This is a genomic window from Bacteroides sp. ET71 (assembly GCF_023336905.1).
GTDB lineage: Bacteria > Bacteroidota > Bacteroidia > Bacteroidales > Bacteroidaceae > Bacteroides.
The window spans coordinates 1-16,906 of record NZ_JAMBLS010000045.1 but is presented as its reverse complement, the minus strand read 5'-3'; the positions used below and the strand labels follow the sequence as shown (position 1 = coordinate 16,906).

The 16,906-nt window shown below is 50.6% G+C and carries 7 protein-coding genes and 2 pseudogenes; 4 read left to right on the top strand and 5 right to left on the bottom strand.

What is annotated here, in order from left to right; all coding sequences use genetic code 11:
• Window positions 1-589: 589 nt before the first annotated feature.
• The 4 genes from M3090_RS14220 to M3090_RS14205 are packed head-to-tail and all read right to left on the bottom strand — an operon-like array spanning window position 590 to window position 7,716.
• Window positions 590-1,855 carry a DUF4302 domain-containing protein gene (locus M3090_RS14220; RefSeq protein ID WP_249057422.1) on the bottom strand — a complete coding sequence of 422 codons (1,266 nt, stop codon included), beginning with the start codon at window positions 1,853-1,855 and terminating at the stop codon, window positions 590-592.
• A gap of 15 nt (window positions 1,856-1,870) precedes the next feature.
• Entirely contained in the window at window positions 1,871-2,761 is an 891-nt protein-coding gene (locus M3090_RS14215; RefSeq protein ID WP_249057420.1) for a putative zinc-binding metallopeptidase, read from the bottom strand.
• Between the two features lie 31 nt (window positions 2,762-2,792).
• Window positions 2,793-4,349, bottom strand: a complete 1,557-nt coding sequence (locus tag M3090_RS14210; RefSeq protein WP_249057418.1) for a RagB/SusD family nutrient uptake outer membrane protein — start codon at window positions 4,347-4,349, stop codon at window positions 2,793-2,795.
• Between the two features lie 43 nt (window positions 4,350-4,392).
• Window positions 4,393-7,716, bottom strand: coding sequence for a SusC/RagA family TonB-linked outer membrane protein (locus tag M3090_RS14205; RefSeq protein ID WP_249057417.1), 3,324 nt, complete (start codon window positions 7,714-7,716; stop codon window positions 4,393-4,395).
• Between the two features lie 453 nt (window positions 7,717-8,169).
• Between M3090_RS14205 and M3090_RS14200 the strand changes: the two genes are divergently transcribed.
• The 4 genes and pseudogenes from M3090_RS14200 to M3090_RS14185 all read left to right on the top strand — a co-directional run bounded on the left by M3090_RS14200 (window position 8,170) and on the right by M3090_RS14185 (window position 16,403).
• Window positions 8,170-9,330: a site-specific integrase gene (locus tag M3090_RS14200; protein ID WP_249057416.1), complete on the top strand. Its 1,161-nt coding sequence runs from the start codon at window positions 8,170-8,172 to the stop codon at window positions 9,328-9,330.
• A 346-nt stretch (window positions 9,331-9,676) separates the two neighbouring features.
• Window positions 9,677-12,661 (top strand): annotated as a pseudogene (locus tag M3090_RS14195) (SusC/RagA family TonB-linked outer membrane protein); the annotation flags it as partial.
• 23 nt (window positions 12,662-12,684) lie between these two features.
• Window positions 12,685-14,301 carry a RagB/SusD family nutrient uptake outer membrane protein gene (locus tag M3090_RS14190; RefSeq protein WP_249057413.1) on the top strand — a complete coding sequence of 539 codons (1,617 nt, stop codon included), beginning with the start codon at window positions 12,685-12,687 and terminating at the stop codon, window positions 14,299-14,301.
• 62 nt (window positions 14,302-14,363) lie between these two features.
• Complete coding sequence (locus M3090_RS14185; RefSeq protein WP_249057411.1) at window positions 14,364-16,403, top strand: hypothetical protein; 2,040 nt, start codon at window positions 14,364-14,366, stop codon at window positions 16,401-16,403.
• 157 nt (window positions 16,404-16,560) lie between these two features.
• On the opposite strand, the pseudogene M3090_RS14180 reads toward M3090_RS14185, so the two are convergent.
• A pseudogene (locus M3090_RS14180) lies at window positions 16,561-16,906 on the bottom strand (ATPase); the annotation flags it as partial.

Sequence of the window (16,906 nt, the reverse complement as noted above, 5' to 3'; positions counted from 1 at the left end):
TATTTCTCAGGTGAATAGTGAGATCCCTCGGCGATGCTCGGGATGACAGGGGAAAAGAAGAAAAACATTTCTGTCATGTTGAGCGAAGCGAAGCGGAGTCGAAACATCTCACTAATATTTCTCAGGTGAATAGTGAGATCCCTCGGCGATGCTCGGGATGACAGGGGAAAAGAAGAAAAACACTCCTGTCATGTTGAGCGGAGCGAAGCGAAGTCGAAACATCTCACTAAGGACTCGCAGACATGTAGTGAGATCCCTCGACGGTGCTCGGGATGACAGGGAAAATGGGATGACAGGGAAAATGGGATGACAGGGAAAATGGGATGACAGGAAAAATGGGATGACAGGGAAAGCGATATTTTTATAAACTCTGAGACGAACTGAAAGAATCGGTTGCCGATGCCGCAACTACTCGGTTGTCCATCCCGAGGCTAATAGGGTGTCTATTCCGAGGCTAATAGGGTGTACATCCCGAGGCTAATGGACTGTCTATTCCGAGGCTAATGAAAAAGGGGACATACCTTCACAGGCACATCCCCCCGAGTGATTTTATATTAAAATCAAATCAAGCTTTCGGTTTCCATTCTTATTAGAACTGCACTTGGGCAGCATACATCGTAATGACATTCGACGGTTCGGCATTGTCTGTCAATGTTATCTCTGTGGGAGATTCCGGATCATCCGTTGTAAGAGTGAAAGTACGAGGAGCATAGTTACCGAATACTTCCAAAACCGGACTAATGCCCAATTGTGAATAGTAAAGAGTTGCATTACCAGCTCCCATTCCGTTCCAATACAATATGACTTGGTCCTCGCCTACCAACTGATAATCATACGGAAAGACTGTCGCGCTTGTCGTATTGTCAACGATGTTGAATCCAAATTCACCCAACAGCATGTCGCCCAAGAAGATATATCCCCACTGAATACCGTTAGCAGCCAGAGCAGGTTGCAATCTGGCATAAGCTGCCTGCGCGAAGCTACCCATTGATTCATAAGTCATAAACCAGTTTCCTGTGATGAACGTCTGATTAATAGGCGGAATCTCGCGCTTCATTGTGATGTTGGCTTGTTCATTCGCAGTGAACGAATCATTAGCGAAATCATAAGTGAAGCCGCTGATAGTCTGTCCCCACAAGGTAATAGGCTCATAGAACTTTATTCCGGTCAACGTTACTATAAAAGGCGCAGGCATTGACAGGGCCTCTTCGCCTTCCATATAGTTAATAGTCATGTTGCGGTAGTTGACAGACGCTGTGGCGGAATTTGTTCCATCAGTGATATTATATTGGGCGGCCAGCATAGCCGACTCAGCCGCCTGTATCTCCTGAATGTAAGTTGCCCAGTCGCCCTCCATCGGAGTCAGCACAGCATAGCTGCCGGACTTCTTGCCTTTCAGTTTCACTTGCTGGGGCGTAGCCTCCAGAATCAGGAAATCATAGTCGCCTTCCAATCCGTAAGCGTTTCCACCACCCTGTGAATTACCGGGATCGGAGAAGAAATGGAAAATCTCATTGTACGTGTCAAAGCTCAGCACGATACCGGCGCTTTGCTTCACGCTGAACAAACTGGTAGACGTATCTGTGGGATTGGCCACATCGCCTGCCACGGTCACATGCCCGTCCTCGCTGAAAGACAGCAAGATATTGTAACCGCCATACGTCTGCGACATCTCAGGATAATACTCCATCAGCCATCCATTGGCAGCTCCGGTCAGCACTTGCATGTCAGCCTCAATAGCTGCATCCGCACGATTGGCAGAAGAGTCGCTGAAAATGTCGTCTTCTTCGGGGGTACAGGCGGCAGCCAGCAATACGGCTGCGGCCATGTACAGCATTTTGTATAGTTTCTTCATTGTTCTTTCGTTTAATTAGTCAAGTGTTGTCAAATCGTTCACATCCCACTGGGCTACTTCCTGTGAACGGCGTTGCACGATGTCACGCAATGCATCCAAGTCTATGCCCCAGGTTGTTGTCATATAGTTTTTTACAATCTCCAGCTTCTGGTTGATATAACCTCGTCCTTCCTCACTGGCACGGCTCAACATGTTATCCCAATATTCAGGAGTATTAGTTACATAGATAGCTATAATTTCTACGAAATCCTCCTGAGTTTCCGAACTGGCGTATGGTGAAACGAAACCCATATCCAAGGCTTGTTGCTCGTTCACATTTACCCAGCCTGTAGGCTGATAACCACTGGGGGTTATTTCATTGAATTCGGTGGGATAATTCTTGGTCTGATGCAGGATGTGGGCGAACTCGTGGTGCATGGTCTTGAAATACCAATAGTTCAACTGCTCCACGTCAATGCTTGTCAGGCTGATGCTGTTCACGTTATACAGAGTGATTTTCAAACCGCCCTCGGCCGTACCCAGCACGACGGAGCCATCGGTATTATAAGCAGGAGAACCCACCAGGAACAACAAACGCGGGCAATAGGTACGGATGAAATCCGGTCCAAGCAGCTCCTCGTAAGATTCCAGCCACAGGTATTTGGTGAACTTGGCCAAAGCGATGGAGCGGTCGTAATCGGCAGCAACCAAATTATACGTATCGTCCGTTTCCATGTCCTCGAAACGGTATTTGAACTCGATGTTGTAGGGTGTAGTGTAATTCTCCAGCAACCAAGTATCGAACTCGTTCGGCACTTTACCGGTTTCCGTTCCTCCAAAGATGCTGTTCGGATCCAGGTCGTCTTCACTGCACGACCACAGCGACAGCGTGGCCAGTGCGATAAATATTCCTATCAGTTGTTTCATAAATTCTTTGCTAAAAGATTAAAAGTTCGGGTTAGTTTCTCGGATTGGGCTCCAGACCGGCATCAATCACGTCGGCAGGCAACTGGATGGCACGGCGCGGGTCGTCGACTGTCAGGATATCATCAGCCATGCCCTCACGGTTATGGGCAATCTCAATGCCGTAACGCTTGATGTCCTGCCAACGCAAACCTTCATACAAAGTTTCCAGACGGCGCAGGTGCAGGATGCACTGGATAATGTTCTCCTGAGCACCCTCTGTCACTGTGAAGCCTTGTGGGTTAATGCGCTTTTTAATGGTCCGCTGGCTGTCGTCCGTCACGCTGGTAGGCATGTAATCAATATTCTCATAGAAGTCAACGATTTCCTCTTGAGTGCATTGCGTCTGGTTCAGCGTGTGGGTATAAAGCCACGCATTGATATCGGCTGTGGCATTGGACAAGTCATTCTGGAGGGCGTAAGCCTCGGCGCGGCACAACAACGTCTCATCTGTGCTGAACGCCACAGTTACAGTCCGCCGGTAACCAATGCCATTTACTTTGTCTGTAAATTCAAAGAAGATACCCATTTTAGGAATATAGTTTTTCGTATCCATTCCGACCACGGCACGTGACATAATCAGATTGCTGTAAGCTCCCCACAATCCGGCAGCTCTGGCAGTCTCATTGTTGAAGATGGCATTGGCATGGCCATATCTTTCCCCTAAGTAGTAGTTACCTCCCCAATATCCCCAGGAAGAAATAACCGGGAAGAGCAACAGGTTGGCCGCCTCATCGGCATCTATATACATATTGGCACGTGTGTCTACGTTTGCAGGTGAATTATTGATGGCGTTCCAATCGCGCAACACGCTGGTAGGCGTATTGCCCAACACTACATTGGCATATTCAATCACCTTCTCAAACTTCTTGTAATACAGGTTGAAACGGGCAGCGAAAGCGTAAGCGGCCTTACGGTTGAAGTGGTATTTAGGCACACTGTACAAGTCGTCGCTGATGAGCGGCAAAGCCTCTTCGATGTCGTCATTAATCTTCTGGTACAGTTCTTCCATCGTACCACGCTCGTAATGAGGAGCCACTTGCGTTTCGGGAGCCATAGAATACGGCAAGCCCAGGTCTGTGGAAGCCGTCTCCGGGTTGTAAGGCAGGCAGAACATGTCGGCCAGAGCGAAGTGGCCATAGGCACGGCACATCAGAGCCTCGCCACGCTGGGCGCTCAGACTGGCCGGATTGCCCATATCGTTAATGGCTTGCAGCGCCTGATTGGCAGCAGCAACCGCAGCATAACAAGCATCCCAATAGTTTTGCGGACTGTCATTGCCCACCGAAGTGATGTCTTCCCACAAGTAAGCCTCTTCCTGCGCCTGGTCTTCTACATCGTAGCGCGAACCGTTGTCCATCGCGTTGTCCGAAGACATCTCCGTCATCACGATGTGGGTGCTCTGAGGATAAGCAGATACCAGTAAGGCTGTTATCTTGTCTGCGGAATCCACCTCCGCGCGGTTGTCAGGCATGGTGTCCAAGAAATCCTGGCAGGAAGTCATCGCCAATGCCGCACACATAGTTGAATATAGTAAAAACTTTTTCTTCATAGTCATTTTTCTCTATTAAAGTGATTGTATATGGAGGTTCCTATCAGATGCCGAGTCTTACTGTCAGTGTGAACTGTCTGGGCACGGGAGATGCCACACCACCCGAATTGTAGAACTCAGGATCCTGGCCGTTCAGTTTGTCGTCGGCATAAATCAGGAAGAGGTTCGTGGCCTGCAATTTCAGCGAGAGGTCGCTGACCTTCAGCGGTTCCAGCCATCTCTTCGGGAAGTCGTAGGTCAGGGAGATTTCCTTCATGCGGATGAAGTCACCCTTGGCCACGCGTGCCGTCGAATAGTTGTAAGCATTGTAGGCATAGCTCAGGTAGTTGTCCTTCGTATTCTGGCGTTGGTCTGCGATAACAGGAATGTTCGTGTATTTCTCGTCACCAGGCACTGTCCAACGGTTCTTGAACTCCTTCGGCATGGCATCCAGGTCGGAATATGTGTTGCTGAACACCGGATTCAGGCGGATGAAGTTGCCGAACGAATAAGTCATGAACACATTCAGACGGAAGTTCTTGTAAGTAAACGTATTGCCGAAGCTACCCGTAATGGTCGGGTCTGTCGGGCCTTCATACACCAGGTGGCTCTTGTTTTCACGTTCCTGGAAGTTGATATCGCTCACAGTCACTTCGCCTTTTTCGTTGATGAACGTCGGAAGACCTTCCTCGTTCAAGCCCTGGAAGTTCATGGAGAAGAGCGAACGGACGGGATAGCCTTCCATGGTGAAACCGGTGCCGGTAATCATGTCGATGACACGCTCATTGGAATCCAAAGTCGTCACCTTCGTCTCCGCGTTGGAGAAGATAAAGTCCGTGTTCCACTTGAAGTCTTTGGTCACGATGTTGCGCGTAGACAAGGTAAATTCCACACCGTGCGACTTCATGTCGGCCACGTTGGCATACTTCGTAATCTGGCCGCCTACGCCCATCGTGTTGATGATGCCAATCAGGTCGTAGTTGTTACGTTTGTACCAGTCGAAAGAAAGGTTGATACGGTTATTCAAGAAACCGATTTCAGCCCCGATGTTCAATTCGTGCTTTTTCTCGTAAGTCAATTCGCTGTTTTCCAAATCGTAAATCTGTAACCCCGATTCATTCAGGCTGGCGAACGGACGCCAAGGATTGTAGCTCTGTATCACCACGCGCGAATTGGTTACACTGGCAGGACCACGGTCAGCAGTCAGCGAATAAGAAGCCTTCAGCGTCAAGTTTGACAGGGCCGGCTGCAAGCTTTCGAAGAAATCTTCCTCGTGCACGTTCCAGGCACCCGACACGTTCCATGTAGGCAACCAACGGGCCGAGCGGCTCTTACCCAACTTGTTCGAACCTTCGTAGCGGATGGTGCCATTCAGCGTATAGCGGCCTTTCCAAGAGTACGTACCGGTGGCAAAGAAGGCAACCTCACGCATGCGGGTCTCTTCCACTTCGTAGTAACCGGAGTTTTCTTCATTACCCTGTTTGAAATACAAGTAGTCGTAGTTGGGAAGCATGCCCATGTCATACTGCATACCCACGCCGTTGAACCACGTGCGTTTGCGGTCGGTGGAAGTCACCTGCATACCGCCGAACAGGTTGACAATGTGGTCGTCATTATACACGTCGTTGTAAGAAGCCGTCGCACGGAAATCGTAGCTGTTCATCGAGTATTTCGTCTCGCGGTAGAAACCACCGACGGGCAATACGGATACCGGCAGCGAGTTGGGATTGTCCGGATCGGTGTACAGCCACGGGTTGGCATCGCGCATGGTCGCATCGTCCATCGCGCGGAAAGCCCATGCCTGGTTAGAGTTGTCCATAATCTGGTGGGCCTGCGTCGTGGTCGAATACTTGTAGGCACCCAGTACGGCAAGTTCCACCTTCGTGATGGGCTTGTACTTCAGTTCACCCTGGAAACGCAAATCCAGCACATCCAGCTTCATGTAGTTGTTGTTCAATTCGTGCAGGATGTTGAAGGGGGCGTAGTTGCGCACATAGAACTCATTGGCATCCAACGCACGGGACGTGTTCAAGGCATACGAGTAAGGGTTGATGTCGAAATCGCGTCTCACTTCGCCGGACACCACGTCCACGCTCTGGCTCAGCGTGCCGGGCGCTTTCTGTTTGCGGTAAGAACTGTTGGCAATCAGGTTCAACGAAACCTTTTTCGAGATGTTGTACAAGGCATTGATATTAGCCGTATAACGGTTTACGTTGCTCTGCTTGTACCAACCCGGGTCATTCATGATGCTCAATGAGGTGTAGTAGGAAGCCTTTTCCGTGCCGGAAGACATGCTGATGGCATGGTTCTGCGAGATGGAGTTGTTGAACAACACATCAAACCAGTCTGTGTTCCGATATTCTGCTTCGCGCAAATAAGCATTGCGTGCTTCTTCCGTGTTGGCCAGGCCATACGTGCCCGTCGTCGGGTCGTAGGTATTGATGAGGTGGTACATTTTTCCATATACACCGCTGTCCGAGGCACGGTAGGTTTCGGCCAGGTTCAGGTAGCCGGCACGTTGCATTTCGCGGTAAACGCCCATCTGGTCCTGCGAATTCATGATGTTGAAGTCACGGTAACGGGGTTTCATGCGCATGGTAAATTCACCGGTATAGCTGATCTTGTTGTGCCCGGCGCGTCCTTTCTTGGTCGTCACCACAATCACACCGGCCATGGCGCGCGCACCGTAAATAGATGTAGCCGAACCGTCCTTCAGGATTTGGAAACTCTCGATGTCATCGGCGTTCAAACCGGAGATGGCCGAAGAAATCAGCGTCTCGGCATCACCCGAAGACAAGGCATCGGCATCCACTTCGGTCACATCTTCCATGATGACGCCGTCCACCACCCACAGCGGCTTCGAGCTGCCATAAATAGAAGTAGCACCGCGCACACGGATCTTGGGCGCTGTACCGAAAGTACCCGACACGTTCTGCACGGACACACCGGCTACGCGTCCTTCCAAGGCACGGCTGATCTCGGGGATACCGTCCAGCTTGGCTTCATCGGCTGAAATCTTGGTGGCCGCACCGGTAAACAGACGCTTATCCATCACCTGCATACCTGTTACCACGACCTCGTCCAATACCTCTGCATCGGTCAGCATGCTGATTTTCATGGTAGGCTGGATTTTCACTTCTTGAGTCTGCATACCCACGTAGGAAACTACCAGAGTCTCCGCCGAACTTGGTACGTTCGTCAAAGTGAACTTACCATCCACGTCAGTAATCGTCCCCTGTTGGGTTCCTTTTACCAATACTGACGCTCCAATAACCGGCTGCCCGTCTTCATCGGAAATCACAACACCTGTGACCCTTTGCGTCTGGGCAGTTACCAAGCCTATCCCTACAAAAAGACAGGCCAATAACAGCATTAATTTTCTTTTCATAAATTCTCTCTTAAAGTTAAACTTTACATTAATTGATTCTTTACTCTAACAGTTTGCAAATATATTAATAAATATGAATCGCGCAATTGATTATTTGAAAAAACCTTGCGATTCTATCAATTTGTTAATCAAAAGTCACGTTTTATGTCGAATAACATAGTTTTAAGATATAAAAGTCGGAATAGACCACTTCTCTTCTGTCAAATTGAGTAACTGTTTCAGGACCTTTCTTTTAATACTTCCTTGTTTTTTTTATAAAATAGTTAAAAAATGAAGTCCTGAAGCCTTCCGTTTGGGCAATTTGTTAGCGGAAATGGGCTTTTTTTGTTCCAGAAGTAGGGTAAATGACGGCATTTGCCCTGTCTCTTGTGCAGCGAAACGCGGGTTAGAAATTACTTTTTGCTTTTCGCCTTTCCCCCCTGTTTGTCGATGCAACTTTTAAATATAAGAAAAATGAACAAAATTGTTTACAAATTGGTGTACAACAGGAAAAAAATCTTGAATCGCAAGGGCGAAGCATTAGTACAGGTCGAAGCATACCTGAACCGGCGTAAAAAGTATTTTTCTACCCACATCTACCTGAAACCGGAACAGTGGGATGCACGCAAGGAGCGGGTGAGGAAACATCCGAATGCTGAAGCACTGAACCGACAGCTTTATGCTTTCAGGGCCGACATGGAGAAAAAAGAACTGCAACTGTGGCGGCAAGGGCATGCGGTTACCCTGGAGGCTTTGAAGACGGAATTACAAATGTATCCGTCCGGACATTCTTTCTTATCTTTCTTTGAACAGGAAGTAAACCATGCCGCTGTCAAGGAAAGCACGCGCCGCAACCAGATGTCCACTTTCAAACTCTTGCATGAGTTCCGCCGCCATGTGCAGTTTCCGGAACTGACTTTGGAATTTCTCTGCGATTTTGAGGTATTCATGCGCAAGCGGGAGTATCATGCCAATACCATCGCCAAGCATATGAAGCACTTGAAACAGCAAATCAATGCTGCCATCCATAAAGGCTATCTCAGCCAACACCAGCACCCCTTCCGCCACTATAAGATAAAGACCGGCACCTACCGCCACACACACCTGAATCCCGAAGAACTGAAACGCCTGGAGCGCCTGACACCCGATCCGCGCAGCCCCCGGTTGCAGCATACGCTGGATGCCTTCCTGTTCTGCTGTTATGCCGGATTGCGCTATTCCGATTTCACCAGCCTGTCGGACCGAAACATCGTAAACATCGGCCGCGAACGCTGGCTGGTCTATCGTTCGGTCAAGACCCAGGCAGAAGTGCGTCTCCCCCTTTCCTTGCTCTTCGAAGGCAAATGCCTGGCCATTTTAGACAAATACGCGACTTGTCCGGCAGACTTCTTCCGGCTGTCCGACAACTCGAATGTCAACAAACGCCTGCGCGTCTTAGGACGGTTGGCCGGACTGGAAAAGCCCTTCTCGTTTCACGCCGCCCGCCATACCAATGCCACCTTATTAATATATAAAGGTGTAAACATCACAACTGTACAAAAACTGTTGGGGCACAAAAATGTGAGGACCACGCAAATTTATGCCAATGTGTCAGACCGTACCATCGTACACGACCTGAAAAGCCATAGCCGATAGAGGCAGTAACCGCTCAGTCTCCTATCAAACTCGTTACTCCTCCCTACCTGCTCCCTACCTCGTCCCTGTTATAAGACAAGGACCAGGTAGGGAGGAGGTAGGACTTTCGACTGGTTTAGAGAGGATTGCTCCGGGGAAACGAATTGGCCGGTGCAGAACATGCCAACAGTCTGATTGTAAATAGATTGCAAAGGAATCGAGTAATCCAAACGGTAGAACGGCACCGAAGCGCTTTCCGCGTAAAGCATTGGCAATCAGATGAGGATATAAGCGGACGGCAGTCTAAATATTAGCTATAAACCACTTATTACCAGCAACTTATAGTTGCCTTAGTTCGGCGGAGACTCTGGTAGTTTCCTACGTGGGTATGCATCCGCAGGAAGTTGATATTCAGCCGAATGTAACAGTCCGGATGAAGACCAACGCCGAACTGCTGGACGAGGTGATGGTAGTGGCTTACGGTACGGCCAAGAAGTCGGCGTTTACGGGTTCGGCCACGGTGATGCACTCCGACGAGATTAATAAAATCCAGACTTCCAATGCGGCCAATGCGTTGGAGGGTAAAGTGGCCGGCGTGCAGTTGAACAACGCTTCCGGACAGCCGGGCGCCACGAGCCCGACCATCCGCATTCGTGGTATCAGCTCTATCAATGCCGGCAACGACCCGCTGATTATCCTGGACGGTTCTCCTTACGAGGGCGACCTGAACAACATCAGCACGCAGGACATTGAGTCGATGACGGTGTTGAAGGATGCGGCTTCCAATGCCTTGTATGGCGCTCGCGGCGCTAACGGCGTGATTATCATTACGACCAAGAAGGGTACTTCGGGCAAGGCTACGGTGACTGTGGATGCGAAGTGGGGTTCCAATTCGCGCGCTGCACGGGATTACAATTACATCACAGACCCGGCGCAATATTATGAAATGTATTATGGCGCGCTGAAGAACTACTACTTGGGCCAAGGACAGAGCGAAGCTGCCGCTCATGCCAGCGCCAACACCAACATGCTCGGCACGGGTGACTATGGCTTGGGATACAGTGTATATACGGTGCCCCAAGGCCAATACCTGATTGGTGTAAACGGCAAACTGAACCCCAACGCTACGCTGGGCAACATTGTCAATTACAACGGACAGGCCTACTTGGTCCGCCCGGATGACTGGCTGGACGAGGCATATCGCACAGGCTTGCGCCAAGAGTACAACGTAAGCATTTCTGCTGGAACGGACAAGTCTTCGTTCTATGCTTCGGTGAGCTACCTGAACAACGAAGGTATCGTTGACAAATCTGATTACGAGCGTCTGACAGGGCGTTTGAAAGCCGACTATCAGGTGAAAGAATGGCTGAAGGTGGGCGCCAATATGTCCTACACGCACTACGATGTTAATCAGTTGAGCGAGGACGGCGCTTCCAACTCGTCGGGCAACATCTTTGCGTATGCCACGCAGATTGCCCCCATCTATCCTTTGTATATACGCGACGGACAGGGCAACATCATGAAGGACAGCAACGGATTCACGATGTATGACTTCGGTAACAAGGATAACGCCGGACTGTCACGCCCCCTGCTGAGTGGTGCCAATCCTTATGCCGCCAACCTGCTGGATACAAACAACAACGAAGGCAACGCCATGACGGCGACCGGCTTCGCGGAGATTCGCTTCCTGAAGGACTTCAAGTTCACGTGGACCAGCAACGTGGCCGTCGACGAAATGCGTACCAATCTGTACACCAATCCTTATTACGGGCAGTATGCTTCGTCCAATGGTATTGCCAGCAAGTACCACACGCGCCAATTGGCTTACAACCACCAGCAGATCCTGAACTGGAAGCGCAGCTTCGGGCAGCACAACGTGGACGTCATGCTGGGTCATGAGTCTTTCTATTATAAATACTACGAGCTGTATGCCAGCAAATCCAATTCGTTCGATCCTACTAACATCGAACTGGCCGGTGCCATTACGAATGTAAACAGTAGTTCTTATATTTCTGACTATAATACGGAAGGTTACTTCGGCCGCGTGCAGTATGACTTCGACGAGAAATATTTCCTCTCCGGTTCTTATCGCCGCGATGCTTCTTCGCGCTTCCATCCGGACAACCGTTGGGGTAACTTCTGGTCGGCAGGCGCCGCATGGATCATTTCCAAAGAAAGCTTCTTCAATGCCGATTGGGTAGATTTGCTGAAAATCAAGGCTTCTTACGGTTCGCAAGGTAACGATAACATCGGTAACTACCGTTACGTCAACACTTACACCATTGTCAACTCAGGCGGCAGCCCTGCGGCTCTTCCGAACACGATGGGTAACAAGGACATCACTTGGGAAACCAATGGCAACTTCAATGCCGGCGTAGACTTCGAGTTCTTCGACGGACGCTTCACGGGTACGGTGGAATATTTCTACCGCAAGACCAGCGACATGTTGTTCAGCTTCCCGCTGGCTCCTTCGTTCGGTTATACTTCCTACTATGCCAACGTGGGCGACATGCGCAACCAAGGCGTGGAATTGGACTTCAACGGCACGCCTATCAAGACCAACGACCTGGAATGGAACATCCGCTTGAACCTGACGCAGTATAAGAACAAGATCACCTACTTGCCCGAAGAGCGCAAGACGATGGTGGTAGACGGCGTGCCGGGCTACAGCAGCGGCAGCTACTACTACGGCGAAGGCGAGCCCCTTTACACTTACCGCCTGCAGAAGTATGCCGGCGTGAATGAAAACGGCGAATCGATGTGGTACATGAACGTGACGGACAAGGATGGCAACGTGACGGGCGTGACGACGACTACCAACTATGCCGATGCCGACTACTACCTGTGCGGCACGGCCCTGCCCGACGTTTACGGCGGCTTCGGTACCAGCTTGAGCTACAAGGGCCTCGATTTCTCCATCGACTTCACTTACCAGCTTGGCGGACAAGTGTATGACGGCGACTACGCAGCCATGATGTCCTCGCCTACGGCCAGCAGCAAGGGTAGCAACTTCCATGCCGACCTGCTGAATGCATGGAGCCCCGAGAATACGGGCAGCAACATTCCCCGCTTCCAGTTTGGCGACCAATATACTGCCGGTTCTTCCGACCGTTTCTTGACGAGCGCTTCCTACCTGAGCTTGCAGAACATCAACCTGGGCTACACCTTGCCGTCGTCCATCACGAAGAAACTGCAAATCGAAAAGGTCCGCGTATACGTGACTGCCGACAACATCTGGTACTGGTCGAAGCGTCAAGGTCTTGACCCGCGCCAGAGCATCACGGGTTCTACGACCAACTCCTACTACTCGCCGATGCGCACCATCTCGGGAGGTATTACTTTAACATTCTAAACTCAAATCAAGCATAAAACGATATGAAGACAAATATATATAAATTCTTAGCGGGGGCTTGCCTCTCTTCGTTGCTGGTGACTACCGCCGGTTGCATAGAGGAGACGTTTCCCACCGAAGTGGCTACGGAAGACCAATTGGCGGGTTCGGACAAAGCTACTGCAGCCTTGCTGTGGGCTATGCCGGGCGTGCTCAACCAAATTTCAACGATTGACGATTCTTACCATTGGGACTGGGGCTACGGCTCTATCATGCACATCCGCGACGTGATGACGGAAGACATGGCCGTGGCCAGTTCAGGCTACGACTGGTACCAAAGCTGGGAACAGAACTTGTACCAAGCAGAGAGCAATATTTATCCGCAATTCATCTGGAACTACTACTGGCAGGCCGTGCTGACCACCAACAAGCTGATCGGCGCGTTGGACGAGGAAACGGCTTCCGAGGCGCAGATGGGTTACTTGGCTGCCGCCCATGCCTTCCGCGCCATGTTCTATCTGGATATGGCCCGCATGTTCGAGTTCTTGCCCAACAAGAAGACAAGCGCGCCCAACGTGGAGCACCTGACAGTGCCCATCGTGGATGAGAACACGACCGAGCAGGATGCCCGCAACAACCCGCGTGCCACCCGCGAAGAGATGGCAGCATTTATCTTGGCTGACTTGCAATTTGCGGAAGAGAACATCGGCAAGCTGGAAGAAACCGCCAATACGCTGCCCCACCTGGCTGCCGTTTATGGCCTGAAAGCCCGCTACTACATGTGGCTGGAAGAGTACGGCAACGCGCAGACGTATGCCCGCCAGGCTATTGACGAGTCGAAGATGGCTCCGATGACGGAAGACCAGTGCCTGAACACGTCAAGCGGATTCAACAACATCAGTTGCTGGATTTGGGGCTCGCAGATGGTGTCGGAAGACAACGCCGTGCAGACCGGCTTGTTGAACTGGTGCTCGTGGATGAGCAACGAGACTTCTTTCGGCTACTCCGGACAAGCTCCTTACATCCAGATTGGCAAGAGCCTGTATGACCGCCTGAGCGACACGGACTTCCGCAAGAAGATGTGGAAGGCTCCCGACGGCGGCATGTTGGACGGCGAGACGGAGTTCCTGACTTCGGCATCCTTCGGCGACTTCGGCGACCGCTTGCCGGAATATGCTTCCGTCAAATTCCGCCCGGCTGAAGGCAATCCTGACGATTATACCGTAGGCGCTGCCACGGCATATCCGCTGATGCGCGTGGAAGAGATGTACTTCATCGAGATGGAAGCCGCCGCCCAGCAAGGCAATGCCCAAGCGCAGACTATGCTGACTGACTTCATGCAGCAATACCGCGATCCGGAATACGTGATCAACGCTTCGGGCGACGAGTTGATAGACGAAATCGTTTTCCAGAAACGCATCGAGTTGTGGGGCGAAGGCTTGACTTTCTTCGACGTGAAGCGCCTCGACATGTCGGTAACCCGTGGCTACGAGGGCACTAACTTCACGGATGCCGCTCGCTTTAACACCAACGGCCGTCCGGCATGGATGAACATCTGTATCGTACAGACCGAGAAGAACAACAACGCTGCCCTCATCGGTTTTGAGAATCCCGATCCGAGCGGCACGGAAGAGTTGTGGATAGATCCGTCGGAAGATTAAGGCGGATAAACCGGATGCCAAACAATAGAAGTTAACAGAAACATTAAAGAAAAACTATGAATATGAGAAAAATAAATGCTTTACTGCTTGCACTGATGGCCTTCGTCGGATTGACGTGGACTTCGTGCACCGACACCGTGGATTACACGCCGGCAGGAGGCGTGGAAGGAGCCGGGGTCTATTTCCCGACTTCCGTGCGTACTTCCTATGAACTGGAAGGAGAAGAAGGAGAGACTGCACTGAGCGGCAGCATCACGCTGGCCGTGATGCGTACCGACAGCGTGGGCGCGCTGGATGCCGCACTGACTGCCACCTTCAGCGAGGGTGGGGAAAGCGTGTTCTCCGTGCCTGCTACGGTCAGCTTTGCCGACGGCAAGAACACGTCCAGCCTGACAATTGATTACGCGAACCTGACTCAGGGCCCCTCTTACAACATCACGTTGACTTTTGCCGAAGGAACGCCTTATTCTAACTCGACGCTAACGCTGACGGTGTCTTGGCCGGAAGAGATCGTGTACACGTGGGAAGTCGTAAGTGAAAACGCCATCTACAAAGACAATCTGTTCTCCATGTACGGGGCTTCAGCTTATGAGATTACCGGCATCACCGTAGAAAAGGCCGAGGGCTATGAATTGTATCGCTTCAAGAGTCCTTATAACAATGAATATATGGACTTAATGTGGGGGGAACCGAACCTTTTCCCCGGCGATTTCGAATATCCGTATATCATTGTTGACGGCGAAACCTACGAAGGCAAATACTATATCGCCCCGACAGCATTGGGCTTTAAGATGACAGACGGTGAAGGCGTAAGCTTTGATACAAGCTGGAATACGTTCGGTTCCATAGCTGGAAACTTGTCGACCAGTAGTGGACCGATTGGACCGGATGACACTACTTATCCGCTGGGTTCCTACGATTCGAAGAAGAAGTTGTTCGACCTGGGTGCTGTTTATCATAACTTGGGTGGCTACGGATTCTTTATTTTGGAAGCTGGGAATTTCACCTTGGCTCTTGATCCGGCTTTGCTGTCGCCTGACTATGACCGCGATTATACTTGGAAGGCTGTGCCCGAAGCTACTGGTTTCTTCACTTCAGAGTTGATGGGCGAAAGCTGGATGCAGGCCGTGGAGCAGTCGGAAGAAGACGAGACCTTCTATCGTATGCCCAACTTGTATTCCAATGTCGAGAAAGCTCACTTTTATTTCCACGTAGACATGGAAACGGGTGAGGTAACTATCCCCAGAGGACAAGACACTGGTCTGACTACGTTTGGCAATAAAGTTTATCTGGAAGGTACGCCCAACCGTTCTTCGTATGACTCGAAGACTGGCACATTGACTCTGGGACTTACGTTCTACCTGGCTGACGAAGATGGCAAGAACATTGCCGACCTTCAGGAAGTGACAGAAACCTTCTTGTGGGGTCAGAGCGAGTTCGACCAACTGCAAAAGGGGACGGACATTGCCGACTACGTGGGCAACTGGGTAGTAAGTTTGACGGACGGCAGCGAAGGCGGACAGGTATTGGCCAGCATCACGCAAAAGGATGCCACGACTTTGGCCGTACAAGGTCTGACGGCAGGCATGATGGGCGACTATGACGACACTATGCTGCTGTCGTATGACAAAGAAACAGGCTGGGTTCGTTTCGACTACCAGCAAGTGGCCGGCTTCGCTGGATATAGCGTATTTGTAGTTGCTTACAATTCAGAAACTGGAGAGTTCTCCGATGAAGGACTTATTGGCGGTCTGGACAAAGCCGGCAACTTGAAATTCCTGAACGATGAAAGCAACGAAGGCAAGTACGACGCTATGGTCTATATGGCTACGGACGGGCAGCAACCGTTGTACCTGACCGGTTATTGGAATAACTTGGTATGGGCTCCGTATAGCGAAAGCGCGCAACAGGCTTCCTTCAACCGGACATCGGCCCTCTCTTTCCAGAAGGTTGAGCAAGGCTTTGTTCCGCGCCGCACGTATAAGACTGAACTGAACATCCAACCGAAGCCCCGCACGAACAAGTCGAACGGCACGAACCGTGTGTCTTTCGACAGCAGCCTGATGGGCGGAGCGAACACGACGTTCAGCATGATACGTTGAGAAATGAAGTAAAGAAAGTCGGGATAAACCGACCTCTGAATAGAATAAAAGGATGCACCAGAAATATGGGTGCATCCTTTTGCTTTATGGAGGTATTATGGACAATCTCTATAAGTAGAATAAAGTAATACCAAATAATAAATGACGCCGGGCAATACTATAAACTTCTCAGCCAGATTTCAAAGAATTTGTCGTAAACACAGTAAGTGCCTAATTCATGGGTAATAAAATCCTTATCCAACAACCCTTTGACGGCTCCTTGCACGGAACTGGCTGTCAGTTTGTAAGTCTTGAGGAAACGGGAGGAAGTGATTTCACGCGCTTTCCCTTCCTTACAGATGGCCATCAGCACCTCTTTTTGCTTGGGTGGAAGCTGGTAGAGCAAGGAAGCATACGTGAAGCTCAGTTGCGACAGGATGTTATCGATAGCCATATCCACCTTGTCCACCGGACAAGTCTCACCCGGATTGGTCATGGCAAATAAGGAATTGGCCACGAATTGC

Excerpts from the sequence above, each read along its gene's own strand:
- M3090_RS14220 (WP_249057422.1), bottom strand. The coding sequence starts at position 1,855 with ATGAAGAAACTATACAAAATGCTGTACATGGCCGCAGCCGTATTGCTG.
- M3090_RS14215 (WP_249057420.1), bottom strand. The coding sequence starts at position 2,761 with ATGAAACAACTGATAGGAATATTTATCGCACTGGCCACGCTGTCGCTG.
- M3090_RS14210 (WP_249057418.1), bottom strand. The coding sequence starts at position 4,349 with ATGAAGAAAAAGTTTTTACTATATTCAACTATGTGTGCGGCATTGGCG.
- M3090_RS14205 (WP_249057417.1), bottom strand. The coding sequence starts at position 7,716 with ATGAAAAGAAAATTAATGCTGTTATTGGCCTGTCTTTTTGTAGGGATA.
- M3090_RS14200 (WP_249057416.1), top strand. The coding sequence starts at position 8,170 with ATGAACAAAATTGTTTACAAATTGGTGTACAACAGGAAAAAAATCTTG.
- M3090_RS14190 (WP_249057413.1), top strand. The coding sequence starts at position 12,685 with ATGAAGACAAATATATATAAATTCTTAGCGGGGGCTTGCCTCTCTTCG.
- M3090_RS14185 (WP_249057411.1), top strand. The coding sequence starts at position 14,364 with ATGAGAAAAATAAATGCTTTACTGCTTGCACTGATGGCCTTCGTCGGA.